Source organism: Actinomadura livida (genome assembly GCF_014648675.1).
Classification (GTDB): Bacteria; Actinomycetota; Actinomycetes; order Streptosporangiales; family Streptosporangiaceae; genus Spirillospora; species Spirillospora livida.
Genome location: NZ_BMRO01000009.1, coordinates 324,535 through 339,649 on the forward strand (window position 1 = coordinate 324,535; position 15,115 = coordinate 339,649).

Here is a 15,115-nt window from a genome sequence, read left to right on the forward strand (position 1 = left end):
CCGCCATGCTGCCAGCCACGCCCCGGCGCGCCACCGACGCCACGCGCAGGTCGGTGACCGACACGAGGCCGCGAACAAACGAGTGAACCGGGACGGAACGTGCCCGGGGCCGATCCGCCGTGTTCCTCGCCCGCCCGGTAGAGCGGCGCGCTGACCCCACAGGCTAAGTTCTAGGCCCGACAGGCGGACGTGCCTTCCGCTTGTCTCAGCTATGCGGACAATTTCGATCGGTTGACCAGGATGACGGACGAACCATTCTCGGCATCGTGCAAGTACAGCAGCGGGGTAGCACTGGGCGGCCAACGAACGCTGGTCCGCGCTGCCACTGGAGGTGCGCGGTGACCGGACGGGAGACCGTCGTCGACGGCCCCTATTTCGAGGACCTGCGGCACGGGCAGCGGTTCGGGCACGGCCCCGGCGTGACTCTCACCGAGGGACTGGCCGCCGCGCACCAGGCGATCGCCGGCTGCCGGCTGCCGCTCGTGCTCGACCACCCGCTCTGCCGGCGCGTGACCGGGGGAGACGCACCGCTCGCCGCGCCGAACCTGGTATGGGACGTCGCCATCGGCCAGTCGACCCTCGCCACCCACACGGTCGTGGCGAACCTGTACTACCGGGGAGTGGTGTTCCGGCGTGCGCCCCGCCTTGGGGACACCCTGCGGACGGTCACCGAGGTCGTCGGGCTGCGGCAGAACTCCCGCCGTCCCGGACGCGCCGCGACGGGCTTGGCCGCCTTGCGCATCACCACGGTCGACCAGGAGGACCGTCCCGTCCTGGACTTCTGGCGGTGCGCCATGCTCCCCCTGCGGGACGGGAGCCGGGAGACCGGCCACGCCGAAGATCTGACGGCCGTCGGTGCGGAGACCACGGGTGCCGACCTGACCGCTGTGACGGCGAAATGGGATCTGTCCGCCTACCGGGAGGCCATGGACGGGCCGCATTTCGCGGACGTCGCCGAAGGGCAGGTCTTCACGGTGGCCGGCGGTGACGTGGTCTCCTCAGCGCCCGAGCTGGCCAGGCTGACCCTCAACGTGGCGAAAGTGCACCACGACGCGTCGGCGAGCGCCGCCGGCCGGCTCGTGTACGGCGGCCACACGATCGGCATCGCGCTGCACCAGGCCGTGCGGGCGCTACCACGCATCGTCACGGTCGTAGGGTGGCACGGTTGTGACCACCTCGCCCCCGTCCGGGAGGGGGACACCCTCACCAGCAGTGTCGAGGTGGAGCGGACCGAGGCCCTGGACTCCGGTGGCCTGGTGCATCTCCGATCCCGGGTCAAGGCAAGCCGCCCGGACGCGGCACCGGTCGACGTCCTGGACTGGCGCTTCATAGCCACGCTGGCCTGACCATCGCAATAGGGCGAAGTCCCGGGTTCCTTGGCCGCCCGCCCGGCCGTCGGAGGCGTGGGGCCGGTTGGTGAGGTGGTGGGCCAGTTAGCCCAGCCAGTGGCGGGTGTCGCCGGGATCGTGGCGGCGCCGGGGCCGGAGCGGCTCGGCAAGACCCTTCTCGGGCTGGAGAGTGTCGATCAGGGTGGGGATGAGCTGGTCGAACAGGGCGTTCTGCAGTGTGGCGGGGGTCGGGAAGCGGGCGGGGTCGGTCAGGTTGGTGGGGTCGGGCCCGGGGCTGGGGCCAGGCAGCGGCTGATCACGTTGGTGAGGATGAGGGGAACCGCGGCGGCGAGCAGGAACCCGCCGGTCAGCTGGGCGCGGTTCGCCGAGATCTGCAATCACCACGGCCAACGCCAGTACCCCGGCCACCGCCGCCGGGCTGCGGGTAGGGACCCCTCAGGATTTGGACAGTCCGCTGGCAGCCCACCCAAGCCCCGGCGGCCTGGTCGACAAGGGTGAGGCGACCCCGCTGCCGGGGGTTATCGAGGCGGTGCCGCGGGTCGGCGGGCGAACAGGATCGCGCCCGGCTTCGGCGCGTCTGGATTCAGCAGGTGCTCCGCCTCGACGGTGAAGCCCGCATCGCGGAGCCAGCCGGCCACACGGGACGGTGGGCGATGGTGCACATACGCCTGCAAGGCATGGTCTCCCTCACCGGTCGTCTCGAGAACCGACTCGTCACCCACGTGGAATCCCACGGCCAGCACTCCGTCCGGCCGCAGCACCCGGTGGAACTGCCCGAGCACGCCCGGCACCGCCTCGTCCGGGATGTAGATCAGCGACCACCACGCGAGCACACCGGCGAGGGAGGCGTCGCCGAGTTCCAGGTCGGTCATCGAACCGACCTCGAACCGCGCGCCGGGATGCTCGCGGCGGGCGATCTCGATCATCGCGGGTGACAGGTCGATCCCGAACGCGTCCGCGCCCAGCTCCCGCAGCAGGGCGGTGGTGTGCCCCGGCCCGCAGCCCACGTCGGCGACCGGCCCGCCGCCGATCGCGCGCACCAGGTCAGCGAACAGCACGACCCCGGCTCGGACGTGGAGCAGCCTGTCGAGCAGGTCGCGGGTCTCATCGGCGTAGCCGGCCGCGATGGCGTCGTAGGAATTCCGAGTCTCGGTCAACCAGGTCATCAAAGGGACTCTAACCCTTCCGACAGAGCGTCGACAGGTGTGCACGCACCCGATCCGGCAATAGAGCACGTCCTGCACGACCGGTCGCCGACCAGCAACTCGGTTTGACTTGCATGCGGCCGAGAAGGACCGGCGCTTGGGCCCGTCGGCACGCGGTCCGAGGGCGCAGGAGTCCCCAAGGAACTGCGGACCTCGGCGTGTACCTACGGATGGATGCTGCGGTGCCAGGACAACGGGTGCTCTCGTCCTGGCCTGCCATGAAGCTCTTCTGAAGCCGAAATGAATGCGGTAGCTGGGAGGGTCGACCAAAGCAATGCCACGGTCGTCATGTTCGAATAAAGTCGAGGCAGGTTTCGTTGCGGGTAATAATCACAGGTAGGCGGTATCCCTTGGCGGGGGTGCTAGTGGCGCTCACCGTCCTATGCTTGGCGCTTTCAACCGGAACACCCCGAGCGGCGGCACAGCCGGTCGCCCAGGACAAGGGCCGGCTGACCGCGCTCGCCGGAACTCCGGGAACCGATCCGCCCATCGTCGGGTACCGCGACTACACCTTCAGCAACCACGGCAAGGCGACCGCCGGCGCGCTCGCGCGAACCTGGGTTCACGGCGCCTCGCTCTGCGGCTACGCGTTCTGCACCATCCAGCAGATGCCCGACAGGTACCGGGTATTCACCTTCAAAATATGCGGCACCGTCGCACTGCGGAACTTTGTCGGACTCTACGACTCGCATAATCACACGAATACGACAATCGTATTCCTCGATTCGCGTGGGGTGGAGATCGGCTGGTACGGGGCCGGGAGGCGCGACCCCGTGAACTGGAATCCCGTGTACTACGTCAGGGTCTGCAATTAGCGAGAGCCGTTGGCCGCCTCGCTGTGGCGAACTCCGCCGCGCGAGGCGGCTTCACGACAACCTCACGCTCCCGCGTCTGCGTCTGGAACAACCAGACGCAGACGCGGGCCCAAGCCCGCCGACGACTGGGAAGAGCCGCAATCTGCCCGGCCGCGTGGCGCCGGGCACGGGGTCGAGCCGCCGCGCCGTAGCCCGGCGCCTGTACGACCTGGCTCAACCGGGGGCGTACCAGCTCCCCAGGTTGCCGAGTGGGCTGGCCACAGCGTTCAAGGGCAGGGCGAAACCGCATGCCTTCGCCCCCGAAGTGCTGGTGTGCGTGTCAGCTGGAGCATCGTTGCCAGCTATGTCCTGAGCCGGGCAGGTCAGGTGCGGAATGCCTCGGCGAGGCGTTTGGGAGCGGAGAGCCGCCAGGCTTCGGTGACCAGTTCGGCCAGTTCCTCTGGGTCGACGGTGGCCAACTTGACCTCTACCCAAGCGAAGCGTCCGCTGGCCCAGGACGGGGAGTAGGTGGCCGGGTCCTCGGCGATGAGGGCGGCCTGTTCCTCCCGGGTGGCCTTGAGCAGGACGACATGGTCATCCTCGTTGAGATAGCAGAACCCCTTGTCGCGGACCCGGAATCCGGTCAGGTCCGAGAACGCTTCGCGCTCCGCGACCTCCGGCAGGCTGAGCACCAGTTCAAGGAATTCTTCAGCGCGCATGCTGAAGCTGTACCAGCCGGGTCGGACGGTTCATCTCCATCCGTACCCTCAGGGCACGGCAAGGGGACCGGTGCGGCACTGGCGACGTGTCGCCGTTGGCCAGTCCGCTAACGAAGGGCCAACAAACGATCAGAAGGCCGGTCCTCCCAGCGGAGAACCGGCCTCTGAGCTGGTGTTTCTATGTCAAGACGGCGGGATTGCACCACGATCCCCTGCCCCCTCGCCGCTCAACTGGGTGCGTAGGAATAGGTAGTTAAACGTGAGACTCGGCCTCCTGTCGGCTCGTCATGTTGGTGCGGGTGATGGCGAAGCCGAAGGCGGTGGCGAGTACGTACATGACGATGCTGTAGACCGCGGCGGGGATGGCGACCGCCGTGCTGTCGAGAACGCTGAGGGCGATGGTCAGCGCCACGGTCGTGTTGTGGATGCCGACCTCCATGGAGGTGGCGATCGCCTGCTCTCGCCGGAGCCGGAACAGCCGCGCTCCGGTGTAGCCGAGAGTGAGGCTGGCCAGGCAGAACAGCGTGACCACGAGCCCGACCTCGCGGACGTAGTCCACGATGTTCTCCCGCTCGCCGAGGATGGCGCCCAGGGAGACCCCGACCAGCACCACGATCGAGAAGATCCGGACCGGCCGGTCGGCGCGCGAGGCGAAGGCGTCCGACCGCCGGCGCACCAGCATGCCGATGCCGACCGGCACGAGGACGATGGCGACCACCTGGAGCACCTTGCCGAACTGGAGACCGAGCGTGCCGTCGGCGTCGAAGTAGCCGATCGCCAGGTTGGTGATCAGCGGGATGCTGACCGCGGCGAGCACCGAGTTGATCGCGGTGAGCGTCACGTTCAGCGCGACGTCACCGCGGAACAGGTGGCTGTAGAGGTTGGCCGTCGTGCCGCCCGGGGAGGCGGCCAGGAGCATCACGCCCACCGCGATCAACGGATCGACATCGAAGGCCTTGACCAGGCCGAAGGCCACCAGCGGCAGCACGAGCATCTGCAGGACGAGCGCGACGGTCACCGCCTTCGGGCTGCGGGCCACCCGGCGGAAGTCGCCGGGCGTCAGGGAGAGCCCGAGCCCGAACATGATGACGGCCAGCGCGATCGGCAGCCCGACGGCAATCAATGCTGAGTCGTTCACGTTGTTCCTTCATGGTTGGTGCTCCCGGTGGCGGTGGGCTTTCGACGGGAGCGTTCGCCGTCCTCGGTGTTGCGCTTCGGGTGGGCATCACGCGGTTGCCGGCGGTCGCGGGCGTCGGTCGGTTGGCCACCGGCCAGGGACGGCGGCGGGGCAGAGGGGTTTCGGGTACGGTCGGTTGCGCCGCCGTTTCTGGCGGTGAACAGGGAATTCGCGGTTGAGTAGTCGGCTTTACCTACCGCAGTACGGGGTGTTTTGTCTACGGCTCTCGCGGCCGTCCTCGGTGATCAGGATGACGCCGGGCAGCGGGGTGGACAGATGGAGTCACCTCGGGCCGATCGCGAAAGGACGACCATGCCCACCGTCAGCCACACAGTCGAGATCAACGCGCCGGTGAGTCGCGTGTGGGCGGTCCTCACCGACACCGCCGCGTACCCGGAATGGAACCCCTTCATGATCGAGCTCGACGGCAGCCTGGTTCCCGGATCGCGGCTGGCCGTGACGATCGCTCCTCCCGGCGCGAAGCGGCAGCGCTTCACTCCCACCGTCACCGAGGTCGAGCCCGAGCGGCGGCTCGCCTGGCTCGGCCGCCTGTTCATCCCGGGCATCTTCGACGGCGCGCACTCCTTCGAACTCGAGGCCCTCACCCCCGGATCGACCCGGTTCATCCAATCTGAGCGGTTCTCCGGAGTGCTCGTCCCGCTGCTGCGCGGCCTACTGCGATCGACCGAGGCGGGCTTCGCAGCAATGAATACCGCCCTCGCCGCGCGGGCAGAGGGCAAGACAGGCGTTGGCTGAGCTGCACCGACTTCCGTGACGGGAGCCAAGCCAGGGGGCCCGGGCCGCCCTACGGCAGCGGTCGCGGAGGGGCCGCGGATGCTCGCGGCCGGCGGCCGTGCGCGGCCAAGGCAGTTGGAACCGGGCATCGGGACGGACGGTCTCCGGCGCCGCGTCCGCCGGAACGGTCTCCGGACCCTGACGTTGACCGAGTCATCGAAATCGGCCAGATCCGCGACGAGAGCCGCAAAGAAGTTCGTCCGGCCCACAACATCCACGTCATCGCCACCGCCCGGACACGAGACGGCCACGCGGGCGGCACATCGACCGAGCACCGGAAGGACGCCATGACCGCATCCGTGACCGAGGAACGACCGGACTTCACCGGGCTGCGCGCGATCTACATCAACTGCACCCTCAAACGTTCCCCCGACAGCAGCCACACCCAAGGTGTGATCGACCGCAGCGTGGCCATCATGGAGGCCAACGGAGTCGGTGTGGATCAGATCCGCGCCGTCGATCACGACATCGCCACCGGCGTCCGCCCGGACATGACCGAGCACGGGTGGGACACCGACGAATGGCCCGCCCTGCTGACCCGGGTCCTGGCAGCCGACATCCTGGTCATCGCAGGACCGATCTGGCTCGGCGACAACAGCTCGGTGACCCGCCGGGTGATCGAGCGGCTCTACGGCTACTCCGGCGTACTCAACGAGCGCGGCCAGTACGCCTACTACGGCCGGGTCGGTGGCTGCCTGGTCACCGGCAATGAGGACGGCCTCAAGCACTGCGCGATGAGCATCCTCTACAGCCTGCAGCACATCGGGTTCACCGTCCCGCCCCAGGCCGACGCGGGCTGGATCGGTGAGGTCGGTCCCGGCCCCTCCTATCTCGACGAGGGCTCCGGTGGCCCGGACAACGACTTCACCAACCGCAACATCACGTTCATGACCTACAACCTGCTCCACCTCGCGTCGTTGATCCGGCGCGCCGGTGGGATCCCGGCCTACGGCAACCAGCGCACGGCCTGGGACGCCGGTTGCCACCCCGACAACGCCAATCCCGAACACCGCTGATCACCTCCGGCGGGTTCCGAGACGACGCAGCCCGGTGGCCGGGCCACCGCGGCCCGCACAGCCCCGGCCGGTCTGGTTCGAGGCCGCCGCGGACGGGACCATCCAGCTGTTCACGCCGTCGGACTCGGTGAAACTGCGACGGCCGCGCCGCGATCCGCGCGCTTCGATCGTCGTCGCCGCCCCGCCCGGTGAGCGCGAGCGCCGGGTGTCGGTCACCGGCCAGACCACCGTGGAAGCCGAGGGTGCACGGGACCTCGCCGAGCGGCTCGCCGCCCGCTACTGGGATCTCGACGAGCGGGCGGACGACCTGGCCGCGATGGTCGCCGACGAGCTCATCCGTATCGTCCGCCACCCGGAGCGGGTGCGCCGCTTCGCATTCTGAACGCGGAAGCCAGGCGTGCGCACCGCCGGGCACCAGGTTTCCAGGCGACGAGTTCAGCTCGTTAGGCCGGTTCCTTGACGGCGCCTAACAATGGCGGCGAGATGCTCGGAAGTTGAACGGAAATGGAAAGCGTGAAAGGGCTCTTGACTCGATTTTCTGCGCGTCGGTAGTTTCGCGGGAAACAGCCAGAGAAAGTGCATTCAAGACGTCCGCTCCCCAGGGCTCCGCCGACATATGACCGAAGACCCCGCGGACGCCGACCCCCGCCATGACACCGGACGACGAAGGGCTCCCCGTGCTACCCGCTCTCCGTAGATGGACCATCACCACAGTCGCCGCGTTCACCGCGTCGGCGGCCGCCCTGACCGGCGCCTACTTCACCGGACAGCAGCCGCAGACCGCCAAGGTCGGTGCCGTCTCCTACGCCGCGCCCGCGGCCAAGGCGATCACCGCGGCCAACCTGTACGTCGACCCGTACTCCAACCCGGCGGCCTGGGTCGCCGCCAATCCCGGCGATTGGCGCGCCGCCCGCATCAAGGCGGCCATCGCCGACCGGCCGATCGCACGCTGGTTCGGCAACTGGGACAGCGACATCACCGCGGCGGTGTCCCGCTACGTCGGCGGCGCCGAGCAGAGCGGCGCCACACCGATGCTGGTGGCCTACAACGTCCCGGGCCGTGACTGCGGCAGCCACTCCGGCGGCGGCGCGGGCAGCCCGGACGCCTACCGCACCTGGATCGGGCAGTTCGCCGCGGCCATCGGCAGCCGCCACGCGATCGTCGTGGTGGAGCCCGACGCGGTCGCCCAGCTCGACTGCCTGCCGAACGACACCGAGCGGCAGACCCGGCTCGACCTGCTGAGATACGGCGTGCAGCAGCTCAAGCAGAAGGCGCCGAACGCCTGGGTCTACCTGGACGCCGCCAACGCCAACTGGATTCCCGCCGGCACCATGGCCCAGCGTCTGCAGGCGGCCGGGATCGCGGACGCACGCGGCTTCTCGGTCAACGTGTCGAACTACTACACCACCGAGCGGTCGGTCACCTACGCCAAGGCCGTCAACGCCGGGCTCCCCGGCGGCAAGACCTTCGTGGTCGACACCAGCCGAAACGGCAACGGCTCCAACGGCGAATGGTGCAACCCGGCCGGACGCAGGCTCGGCACCCCGCCCCGCGAGGGAGCCGACGCCGAGCTGGAACTGTGGGTCAAGGTCCCCGGCGACTCCGACGGTGACTGCGGGATCGGTGCCGGGATCCCCGCCGGACAGTTCAGCCCCGACCTGGCCATCCGCCTGATCGACGGCACCCGGTAACCGCTCGCGCGCGTGCCGCCCGCACCATGCCGGTGAGCCCTCGACCTGCCTCAGGCCGAGGGCTCACCGCTCACTCACGGACGACCTCGGTGGAGACAGTCAGCATCACGGGATCCTCTTCAACCCGATGGACGCGAGGGCCGGCGTGACCAGTCCTGCTCGACGCCAGTCCCCAAAGTGCTGGCGATGGCAGTGCCGCTGGAGTATCAGCCGGCTGTCCGCGGAGCGAGATGCTGGAGGAAGAACTCGGTCATCGTGGCGAGCGTGTTCTTGAACTCCTGGTTGTAGACGACGAAGTGCCCGCCGGGCAGGGTGACGAGCTGCTTCGGGTGCAGGGCCCGTTCGTAGGCGGCGAAGGCCAGGTCGCTGTGGGTCAGGATGTCGTGCTGGGCGACGACGAGCATGAGCGGTGTAGGGGAGATGCGGGCGATGTAGTCGCCCGGCTCGTAGCCGGCGATCGCCTCCACCGACCTGAGCGTGACCTCGTTGCGCCACGTCGCCAGGCGCTCCGGCTCGATCGTCTGGTACCACTCGTAGGTCTCCCGGTCGGCCATCGCCGCGGGCTCCCCGGGCGTCGCGGTGATGAGGGGGATCACCGCCGGCGCCTCGCCGTTGAACCGGGCGAGCCGGTCGGCGTCGAAGCTCTTGCGCACCTCGGCGAGCGCCTCGCTGGGGATGAACCGCGACAGGGTCGTCCCGCCGCTGATGACCGGCACCTGCGAGTAGACGGCCTTGACCCGCCGGTCGACGGCCCCGACGACGAGCACGTGCCCGCCTGAGAAGCTCGACCCGAACACCCCGATGCGCTCGGCGTCCACCTCGGGACGCGTGCATAGGAAGGTGATGGCGTCCCGGTATCCCTGGATCTGCGTCCAGGGGTCGACCTCCTGGCGCGGCTCGCCGTCGCTCGCGCCGAACGAGGCGTGGTCGTAGAGGACGACCGCCAGCCCGGCCGCGGCGAGCGCTTCGGCGATGTCGTCGGTGTACTGCTCCTTGACCGCCCCGAGTCCGTGGGTGACGACCACGGCGGGGTGCGGGCCGGCGGTGCCGTCGGGGGTGTAGAGCCATCCGCGGAGGGTCGTCCCGGCCGAGACGAACTCGATGTCCTGGCGCATTGCGGGTCCTTTCGCTGGTGCGGCGGATGTACGCCGCGGCCTATGGAGGGCCGGGGGTGAAGACGCCGCTGAGGGCAGCGGCGTGCGCGGCCGCGGCGGCGGTCTCGGCGACCTCGTCGTCCACCGGCCCGCGGGCGACGAGCAGGCGATAGTAGATGGGGGCGCCGACGGCGCTGATCACCGCGATACCGTCCGTCCCCGGCGGTAGTTCCCCGCGTTCTACGGCCCGTTCGACGATCCGGGACGCGAGGCGATTGCGGTCGGCGATCACCGTTGCCCAGACGGTGGACGCCTCGGGGGACCGGACGGCGGCGGCCACGACGCCCTCGACGAGCGCCCGAGCCCTGGGCTGCCGGTACAGGGCGGCGATCTCCAGCGCGAGCGCCCGGAGGTCGTCCAGCAACGAGCCGGTGTCCGGTATCGGGACCTCGTTCTTGCCCAGCTCGCCCAGCAGGTCGAGGACGACTCCCTCGACCGTCCGCCACCGCCGGTACAGCGTGGCCAGATGCACGCCCGAGCGCTCGGCCACCTTCTCCAGGGTGAGTCCGGCGTACCCGCCGGACTCCAGTTCGTCCCAGGCCGCGTCCAGTACCGCCGCACGAGTGCGCGCCGTCCGGCCGCCGGGCCGTGCGGCCCCCGCCGCGCGCGGCTCCACGTCCATCCGGCACCCCTCTCTGCGGGTCACGGACAGAGTAACGCGAACTTCTTCGCATTAACAGCCCCGGCGGCAACCGACCGGGTTGTCGGCGCCTGGTGACAAGCTCGGGCGTGTGGCGCGGGGGGCGTCCGTGTGCTCGCGAAGACGACAGGTCCTGAGCTGCAAGAAGGGATGAATCATGGTCGAAGGCCAGGCGGACTGGTCCGGAATCGTCCACGGCGACTTCACTGATCCGCAGAAGTTCCTGCAACGCCTGGAGGCGGGGGCTGACCCCCTGGGGGAACTGTGGACCTTCTACACCCCACTACACGTGGCCGCGAAGGAGGGCTCACCTCAGGTGGTATTCGAGCTGGCAAGCCGCGCTCTGGACCTCGACGCCCTCTACGGGGGCCGTAGCGCCTTGTGGACCGCCGTCTACCACGACCGTGAGGACAATGCTTGGGTGCTGGCCGAACTGGGTGCCGATCCGTGGCGACCGATGATGAACGGCTGGTCGCCGGGCCGGCTCAGCCTGGCAGGCTCACTCGGTGACCTTTTCGACCTCCCCGAAGACGAGGCCCTCACCGACCAAGAGCGGGCGATGGCCGACGCCGGGCCTGAACTGGCCGAGGTCTTCTCCGGCATTTCCTACGACGGGTTCTCGGCGGCCTGCGTAGCGGGCCTGACAGCCGTCGAGACGCTGCAACGCCTGACCGTCGGTGAGGTCATCGTCGTGGACGACCACACGCCGTGGTACGAGGAAGAGATCTGCGGCGCGAGGGACATCGTCGGCGTCACCGATGTTCCCGGCGGCTGCGTGATCGCACAGCCGTGGGGGTACCGGGCCGTTGACGTCCTGGAAGCGGTGACGGCAGGGACGTTCGCCTACGGCATGTACGCCAACCCCAAGAGCGGCAATCAGGGGCGCATTGCCGAGGACGGTCGACAGGTCAAATGGGACCTGCACCCCGGCTACGACCCTGATCCCGACTCCACCGCCCGCGAGGTGTTGGCGAGCTTCGCCTCGTGTGGCGACGCGCTCGTAAACTGCCTGGTGTACTCGGGCCTGAAGCCCGTTTCGACAGACTGCCTGGAGCGCCCGGACGCCTGGGTGCGGCTCGGCCCCAGAGACTCTCAGTGAGCACGGTTCCTTTCAATGGTCATCTAAGACCGTTTCCCGCCATCTCTTGCCGGCCATTGAACGAGTGTTTAATGTGGTGGGCGTGAGCGCGAGGAGCACGTCTTCGGCGGGTGGCGGCGACCCGGGGACCGCGGCCCGTATCCGGGACGCCGCGATCGAGCGGTTCGGGCGGGACGGGTTCACCGCCGGGGTGCGGGCCGTCGCCGCGGACGCGGCGGTGTCGCCGGGTCTGGTCGTGCACTACTTCGGCTCGAAGCAGGGGCTGCGGCGCGCGTGCGACGGGCGGGTGCGCGAGGTCATCGTCGCCGAGAAGCGCGCGGCGGCCACCGACGGCACCGCCGCCGGGCTCCTGGCGCAGCTGGCCGACATCGAGCGTTTCGCCCCCGTCGTCCGGTACGTCGTGCGATCGATGCGCGAGGGCGGTGACCTGGCGGCCGAACTGTTCGAGCACATGGTCGACGACGCGGCGCGGTACCTGGAGGCGGGGGTGGCGGCCGGGGTGATCCGGCCGAGCCGCGACCCGGTCGCCCGTGCGCGGGTGATGGCGTACCAGGGGATGGGCTCGATGCTGATGTGGCTCACGATGCACCCGGAGCACGCCGACCCGGCGTCCTTCGGCAAGGCCCTGCGCGCCTACATGGAGGAGGTGACGGTCCCCATGCTCGAAGTGTTCACCGAGGGGCTCTACACCGACCGGTCGCTACTGGAGGAGTACCTCCTGTACGTCTCGGACCCGCCCCGCGACGGCGCCGAGGACTGAACGCACCCACACCATTTCACCACCCGGCCGAGCGCGCTCGGCCACGCCTTTCTCCATGCTTTTCAGCGAGGGCTGAAGAATGACCCCTGCCATCGAGATCCACGACCTGCACAAGTCCTTCGGAAAAGTGAAGGCACTGGACGGGCTCGACCTGTCCGTCCAGCCCGGTCATGTGCACGGATTCCTCGGGCCGAACGGCGCCGGGAAGTCGACCACCATCCGGATCCTGCTCGGCGTGCTCCGCGCCGACGCGGGACGCGTCCGCCTCCTCGGCGGCGACCCCTGGGACGACGCGGTCGGCCTGCACCGCCGCATGGCCTACGTCCCGGGCGATGTGGAGCTGTGGCCGAACCTGACCGGCGGCGAGGCGATCGACCTGTTCGCCCGCCTGCGCGGCGGCACCGACGCGTCCCGCAGGGACGAGCTGTGCGAGCGGTTCGACCTGGACCCCACCAAGAAGGGCCGCACCTACTCCAAGGGCAACCGGCAGAAGGTTGCGCTGGTGTCCGCGCTGGCCTGCGACGCCGACCTGCTGCTGCTCGACGAGCCGACCGCGGGCCTCGACCCGCTCATGGAGGCCGTCTTCCAGGAGTGCATCCGCGAGGCCCGCGGCGCCGGGAGAACGGTCCTGCTGTCCAGCCACATCCTCGCCCAGGTCGAGGCCCTCGCCGACCGCGTCTCGATCGTCCGGGGCGGCCGGATCGTGGAGACCGGCACGCTGACCGAGCTGCGGCACCTGACCCGCACCACCGTCACCGCGACCACCGGCGGGGACGCCCGCGACCTCGCCGGCCTGCCCGGCGTGCACGACCTGCGCACCGAGAACGGGCGGATCCGCTTCGACGTCGACGGCGACCATCTGGCGGCCGTCGTCCGCCGCCTCGGTGAGCTGGACGTCCACGCCCTCACCGCGCACCCGCCGACCCTGGAGCAGCTGCTGCTGCGCTACTACGGCGACGACCTCGCCCGCACCGGCGGCGGCGCGGCCGCCGGGAGCAGGCCATGACCGCGACGACCCTTCCCGCCTCCGCCCGCCCCGCGTCCGCCGGACCGCTGACCGGCACGGGCACGCTGCTGCGGTTCATGCTGCGCCGCGACCGCATCCGGTTCCCCGCCTGGACGCTCGGCATCGCGCTGCTCACCGGCTACTTCACCACCGCGCTGGGCTCGGTCTACACCACGACCGAGGAACTGGAGGCGGTCAGCGCGTTCTCCAGCAGCCCCGCCGGGGCGCTGTTCGGCGGCCCCGGCTACGGCTACGACGCCATCACCCTCGAACGGTTCCTGTCGGGGCAGTACGCCCTGTACATCCTGCTCGGCACGGCGCTGATGGCGCTGCTGACCGTCACCCGGCACACCCGCGCCGAGGAACGGTCGGGACGGGCCGAGCTGGTCCGCGCGAACGTCGTCGGGCGATCCGCCCAGCTCACCGCCGCGCTGCTCCTCACCGCGCTGCTGAGCGCGACGGTCGCCGCCCTGGTCACCGCGGTCCTGCTCGCCGCCGGGCACGCCCCCGCCGGCTCGGCGCTGCTGGGCGCCTCCGCCGGAGCCGTCGGGCTGGTGTTCGGCGGCATCGCCTCGATCGCCGTGCAGATCTTCGCCTACCCGCGCGCCGCGTCCGGTCTCACCGGCGCGGTCCTCGGGGCCGCGTTCGTCCTGCGCGGCATCGGCGACATGGCCGCCGTCCAGGACGGCGGAGCGTCCTGGCTGTCGTGGCTGTCCCCGCTCGGCTGGTCGCAGCAGACCGGACCCTACGCGCTCGACCGGTGGTGGCCGCTGGCCCTCTCGCTGGCCTGCGCCGCCGCGACCGCCGCCGCCGGATACCGCCTGTCCGGCCGCCGCGACCTCGACGCGGGACTCGTCCCACCGCGCCCGGGCCCGCCCCGCGCCGCCGCATGGCTCCGCGACGCGCCCACCCTGGCCTTCCGCCTCCAGCGCGCCGGCATCATCGGCTGGAGCATCGCGCTCCTGGTCGCCGGCCTGGCCTACGGCGCGTTCGCCCAGCCCCTGGCCGACGGGCTGGAAGACGCTCCCGAAGAACTGGTCGCCGTCATGGGCGGGGGCGGGAACCTGGTCGCGGGCTACCTCGGCGTCATGGGCCTGACCATGGCGTTCACGGTCACCGTGTTCGCGCTGCTGGCCGTGCAGTCGGTCCGCGCCGAGGAGGCCGCCGGGCGTACCGAACCCGTCCTGGCCACCTCCGTCAGCCGCACCGGCTGGCTCGGCGGCAACCTGGCCGTCACCGCGATCGCCGTCCCGTGGCTCCTGCTCGTCGCGGGCCTGGGCACCGGAGCCGCCACGGCCATCGGCACCGGCGACACCGCACTCCTGTGGAAGACCACGCTCGGCCACGTCGCCCACACCCCGGCCGTGTGGCTGCTCCTCGCCGCCGCCGGCCTGCTGTACGGGACGCTGCCGCGCCTCCTGCCGATCGTGTGGGCCCCCCTCGGCTACGGCGTCGTCGCCGGGCTCTTCGCCCCCGTCCTCGACCTCCCCGACGGCGCCGTCCGCGTTTCTCCGTTCGCGCACGTCGGCGAATACCCGGGCGAGGAGATCGCCGCCACCGCGACCGGCATCCTGACCCTCCTGGCCGCCGCCCTCACCGCCCTCGCCCTCCGGACCTTCGCCCGCCGCGACCTGACAACCGGAGCATGACCGCCCCCCGGATTGTTCTGGCCCCATCGGACGGACGTCTGAGCTCGGATCAGTTTCCGAT

General features: G+C 70.2%; 15 protein-coding genes. 10 read left to right on the forward strand and 5 right to left on the reverse strand.

Annotated features, from left to right (window positions below):
- Nucleotides 1–338: 338 nt before the first annotated feature.
- A complete protein-coding gene (locus IEZ03_RS23130; RefSeq protein WP_184885592.1) occupies nt 339–1,346 on the forward strand; it encodes a MaoC family dehydratase in 1,008 nt (335 codons plus the stop codon).
- A gap of 521 nt (nt 1,347–1,867) precedes the next feature.
- On the opposite strand, the gene IEZ03_RS23135 is transcribed toward IEZ03_RS23130, so the two are convergent.
- A complete protein-coding gene (locus IEZ03_RS23135; RefSeq protein WP_184885590.1) occupies nt 1,868–2,515 on the reverse strand; it encodes a class I SAM-dependent DNA methyltransferase in 648 nt (215 codons plus the stop codon).
- Between the two features lie 425 nt (nt 2,516–2,940).
- Here IEZ03_RS23135 and IEZ03_RS23140 point away from each other — a divergent pair, with 425 nt between their 5' ends.
- The gene (locus IEZ03_RS23140) at nt 2,941–3,369 is read left to right on the forward strand and encodes a hypothetical protein (RefSeq protein ID WP_184885588.1); all 429 of its coding nucleotides are present in this window, start codon (nt 2,941–2,943) and stop codon (nt 3,367–3,369) included.
- A gap of 362 nt (nt 3,370–3,731) precedes the next feature.
- Here the strand turns inward: IEZ03_RS23140 and IEZ03_RS23145 are convergent, their stop codons facing one another.
- Nucleotides 3,732–4,067, reverse strand: a complete 336-nt coding sequence (locus IEZ03_RS23145; protein ID WP_184885587.1) for an MmcQ/YjbR family DNA-binding protein — start codon at nt 4,065–4,067, stop codon at nt 3,732–3,734.
- 253 nt (nt 4,068–4,320) lie between these two features.
- Entirely contained in the window at nt 4,321–5,205 is an 885-nt protein-coding gene (locus IEZ03_RS23150) for a bile acid:sodium symporter family protein (protein ID WP_184885585.1), read from the reverse strand.
- A gap of 351 nt (nt 5,206–5,556) precedes the next feature.
- Between IEZ03_RS23150 and IEZ03_RS23155 the strand changes: the two genes are divergently transcribed.
- The 4 genes from IEZ03_RS23155 (at nt 5,557) to IEZ03_RS23170 (ending at nt 8,746) form a co-directional block, all read left to right on the forward strand.
- Nucleotides 5,557–6,000, forward strand: a complete 444-nt coding sequence (locus tag IEZ03_RS23155) for an SRPBCC domain-containing protein (RefSeq protein ID WP_184885583.1) — start codon at nt 5,557–5,559, stop codon at nt 5,998–6,000.
- Between the two features lie 326 nt (nt 6,001–6,326).
- Nucleotides 6,327–7,055: a flavodoxin family protein gene (locus IEZ03_RS23160; RefSeq protein WP_184885580.1), complete on the forward strand. Its 729-nt coding sequence runs from the start codon at nt 6,327–6,329 to the stop codon at nt 7,053–7,055.
- A 34-nt stretch (nt 7,056–7,089) separates the two neighbouring features.
- Nucleotides 7,090–7,437 (forward strand): pyridoxamine 5'-phosphate oxidase family protein, encoded by a 348-nt coding sequence (locus tag IEZ03_RS23165; RefSeq protein WP_229808503.1) that lies wholly within the window; start codon nt 7,090–7,092, stop codon nt 7,435–7,437.
- A gap of 295 nt (nt 7,438–7,732) precedes the next feature.
- Complete coding sequence (locus tag IEZ03_RS23170; protein ID WP_229808504.1) at nt 7,733–8,746, forward strand: glycoside hydrolase family 6 protein; 1,014 nt, start codon at nt 7,733–7,735, stop codon at nt 8,744–8,746.
- Nucleotides 8,747–8,952: 206 nt separating this feature from the next.
- Here IEZ03_RS23170 and IEZ03_RS23175 read toward each other — a convergent pair whose 3' ends face one another.
- Both IEZ03_RS23175 and IEZ03_RS23180 read right to left on the reverse strand, forming a co-directional pair.
- Complete coding sequence (locus tag IEZ03_RS23175; protein WP_184885576.1) at nt 8,953–9,861, reverse strand: alpha/beta hydrolase; 909 nt, start codon at nt 9,859–9,861, stop codon at nt 8,953–8,955.
- A gap of 40 nt (nt 9,862–9,901) precedes the next feature.
- A complete protein-coding gene (locus IEZ03_RS23180; RefSeq protein WP_184885574.1) occupies nt 9,902–10,522 on the reverse strand; it encodes a TetR/AcrR family transcriptional regulator in 621 nt (206 codons plus the stop codon).
- Between the two features lie 175 nt (nt 10,523–10,697).
- On the opposite strand from IEZ03_RS23180, the gene IEZ03_RS23185 reads away from it, so the two are divergent.
- From IEZ03_RS23185 to IEZ03_RS23200, 4 genes are all read left to right on the forward strand, one after another.
- Nucleotides 10,698–11,639 carry an ankyrin repeat domain-containing protein gene (locus tag IEZ03_RS23185; protein ID WP_184885572.1) on the forward strand — a complete coding sequence of 314 codons (942 nt, stop codon included), beginning with the start codon at nt 10,698–10,700 and terminating at the stop codon, nt 11,637–11,639.
- Between the two features lie 82 nt (nt 11,640–11,721).
- Nucleotides 11,722–12,399, forward strand: a complete 678-nt coding sequence (locus IEZ03_RS23190) for a TetR/AcrR family transcriptional regulator (RefSeq protein WP_184885570.1) — start codon at nt 11,722–11,724, stop codon at nt 12,397–12,399.
- A 79-nt stretch (nt 12,400–12,478) separates the two neighbouring features.
- Nucleotides 12,479–13,405: an ABC transporter ATP-binding protein gene (locus IEZ03_RS23195; RefSeq protein ID WP_184885568.1), complete on the forward strand. Its 927-nt coding sequence runs from the start codon at nt 12,479–12,481 to the stop codon at nt 13,403–13,405.
- Entirely contained in the window at nt 13,402–15,054 is a 1,653-nt protein-coding gene (locus IEZ03_RS23200; RefSeq protein WP_184885566.1) for an ABC transporter permease, read from the forward strand. The genes IEZ03_RS23195 and IEZ03_RS23200 overlap by 4 nt, the downstream gene beginning before the upstream one ends.
- Nucleotides 15,055–15,115: the final 61 nt, after the last annotated feature.

What these genes read in the sequence shown, in the direction of transcription:
- IEZ03_RS23135 (WP_184885590.1), bottom strand. Translation starts at nt 2,515, where the DNA reads ATGACCTGGTTGACCGAGACTCGGAATTCCTACGACGCCATCGCGGCC.
- IEZ03_RS23145 (WP_184885587.1), bottom strand. Translation starts at nt 4,067, where the DNA reads ATGCGCGCTGAAGAATTCCTTGAACTGGTGCTCAGCCTGCCGGAGGTC.
- IEZ03_RS23155 (WP_184885583.1), top strand. Translation starts at nt 5,557, where the DNA reads ATGCCCACCGTCAGCCACACAGTCGAGATCAACGCGCCGGTGAGTCGC.
- IEZ03_RS23160 (WP_184885580.1), top strand. Translation starts at nt 6,327, where the DNA reads ATGACCGCATCCGTGACCGAGGAACGACCGGACTTCACCGGGCTGCGC.
- IEZ03_RS23175 (WP_184885576.1), bottom strand. Translation starts at nt 9,861, where the DNA reads ATGCGCCAGGACATCGAGTTCGTCTCGGCCGGGACGACCCTCCGCGGA.
- IEZ03_RS23180 (WP_184885574.1), bottom strand. Translation starts at nt 10,522, where the DNA reads ATGGACGTGGAGCCGCGCGCGGCGGGGGCCGCACGGCCCGGCGGCCGG.
- IEZ03_RS23185 (WP_184885572.1), top strand. Translation starts at nt 10,698, where the DNA reads ATGGTCGAAGGCCAGGCGGACTGGTCCGGAATCGTCCACGGCGACTTC.
- IEZ03_RS23195 (WP_184885568.1), top strand. Translation starts at nt 12,479, where the DNA reads ATGACCCCTGCCATCGAGATCCACGACCTGCACAAGTCCTTCGGAAAA.
- IEZ03_RS23200 (WP_184885566.1), top strand. Translation starts at nt 13,402, where the DNA reads ATGACCGCGACGACCCTTCCCGCCTCCGCCCGCCCCGCGTCCGCCGGA.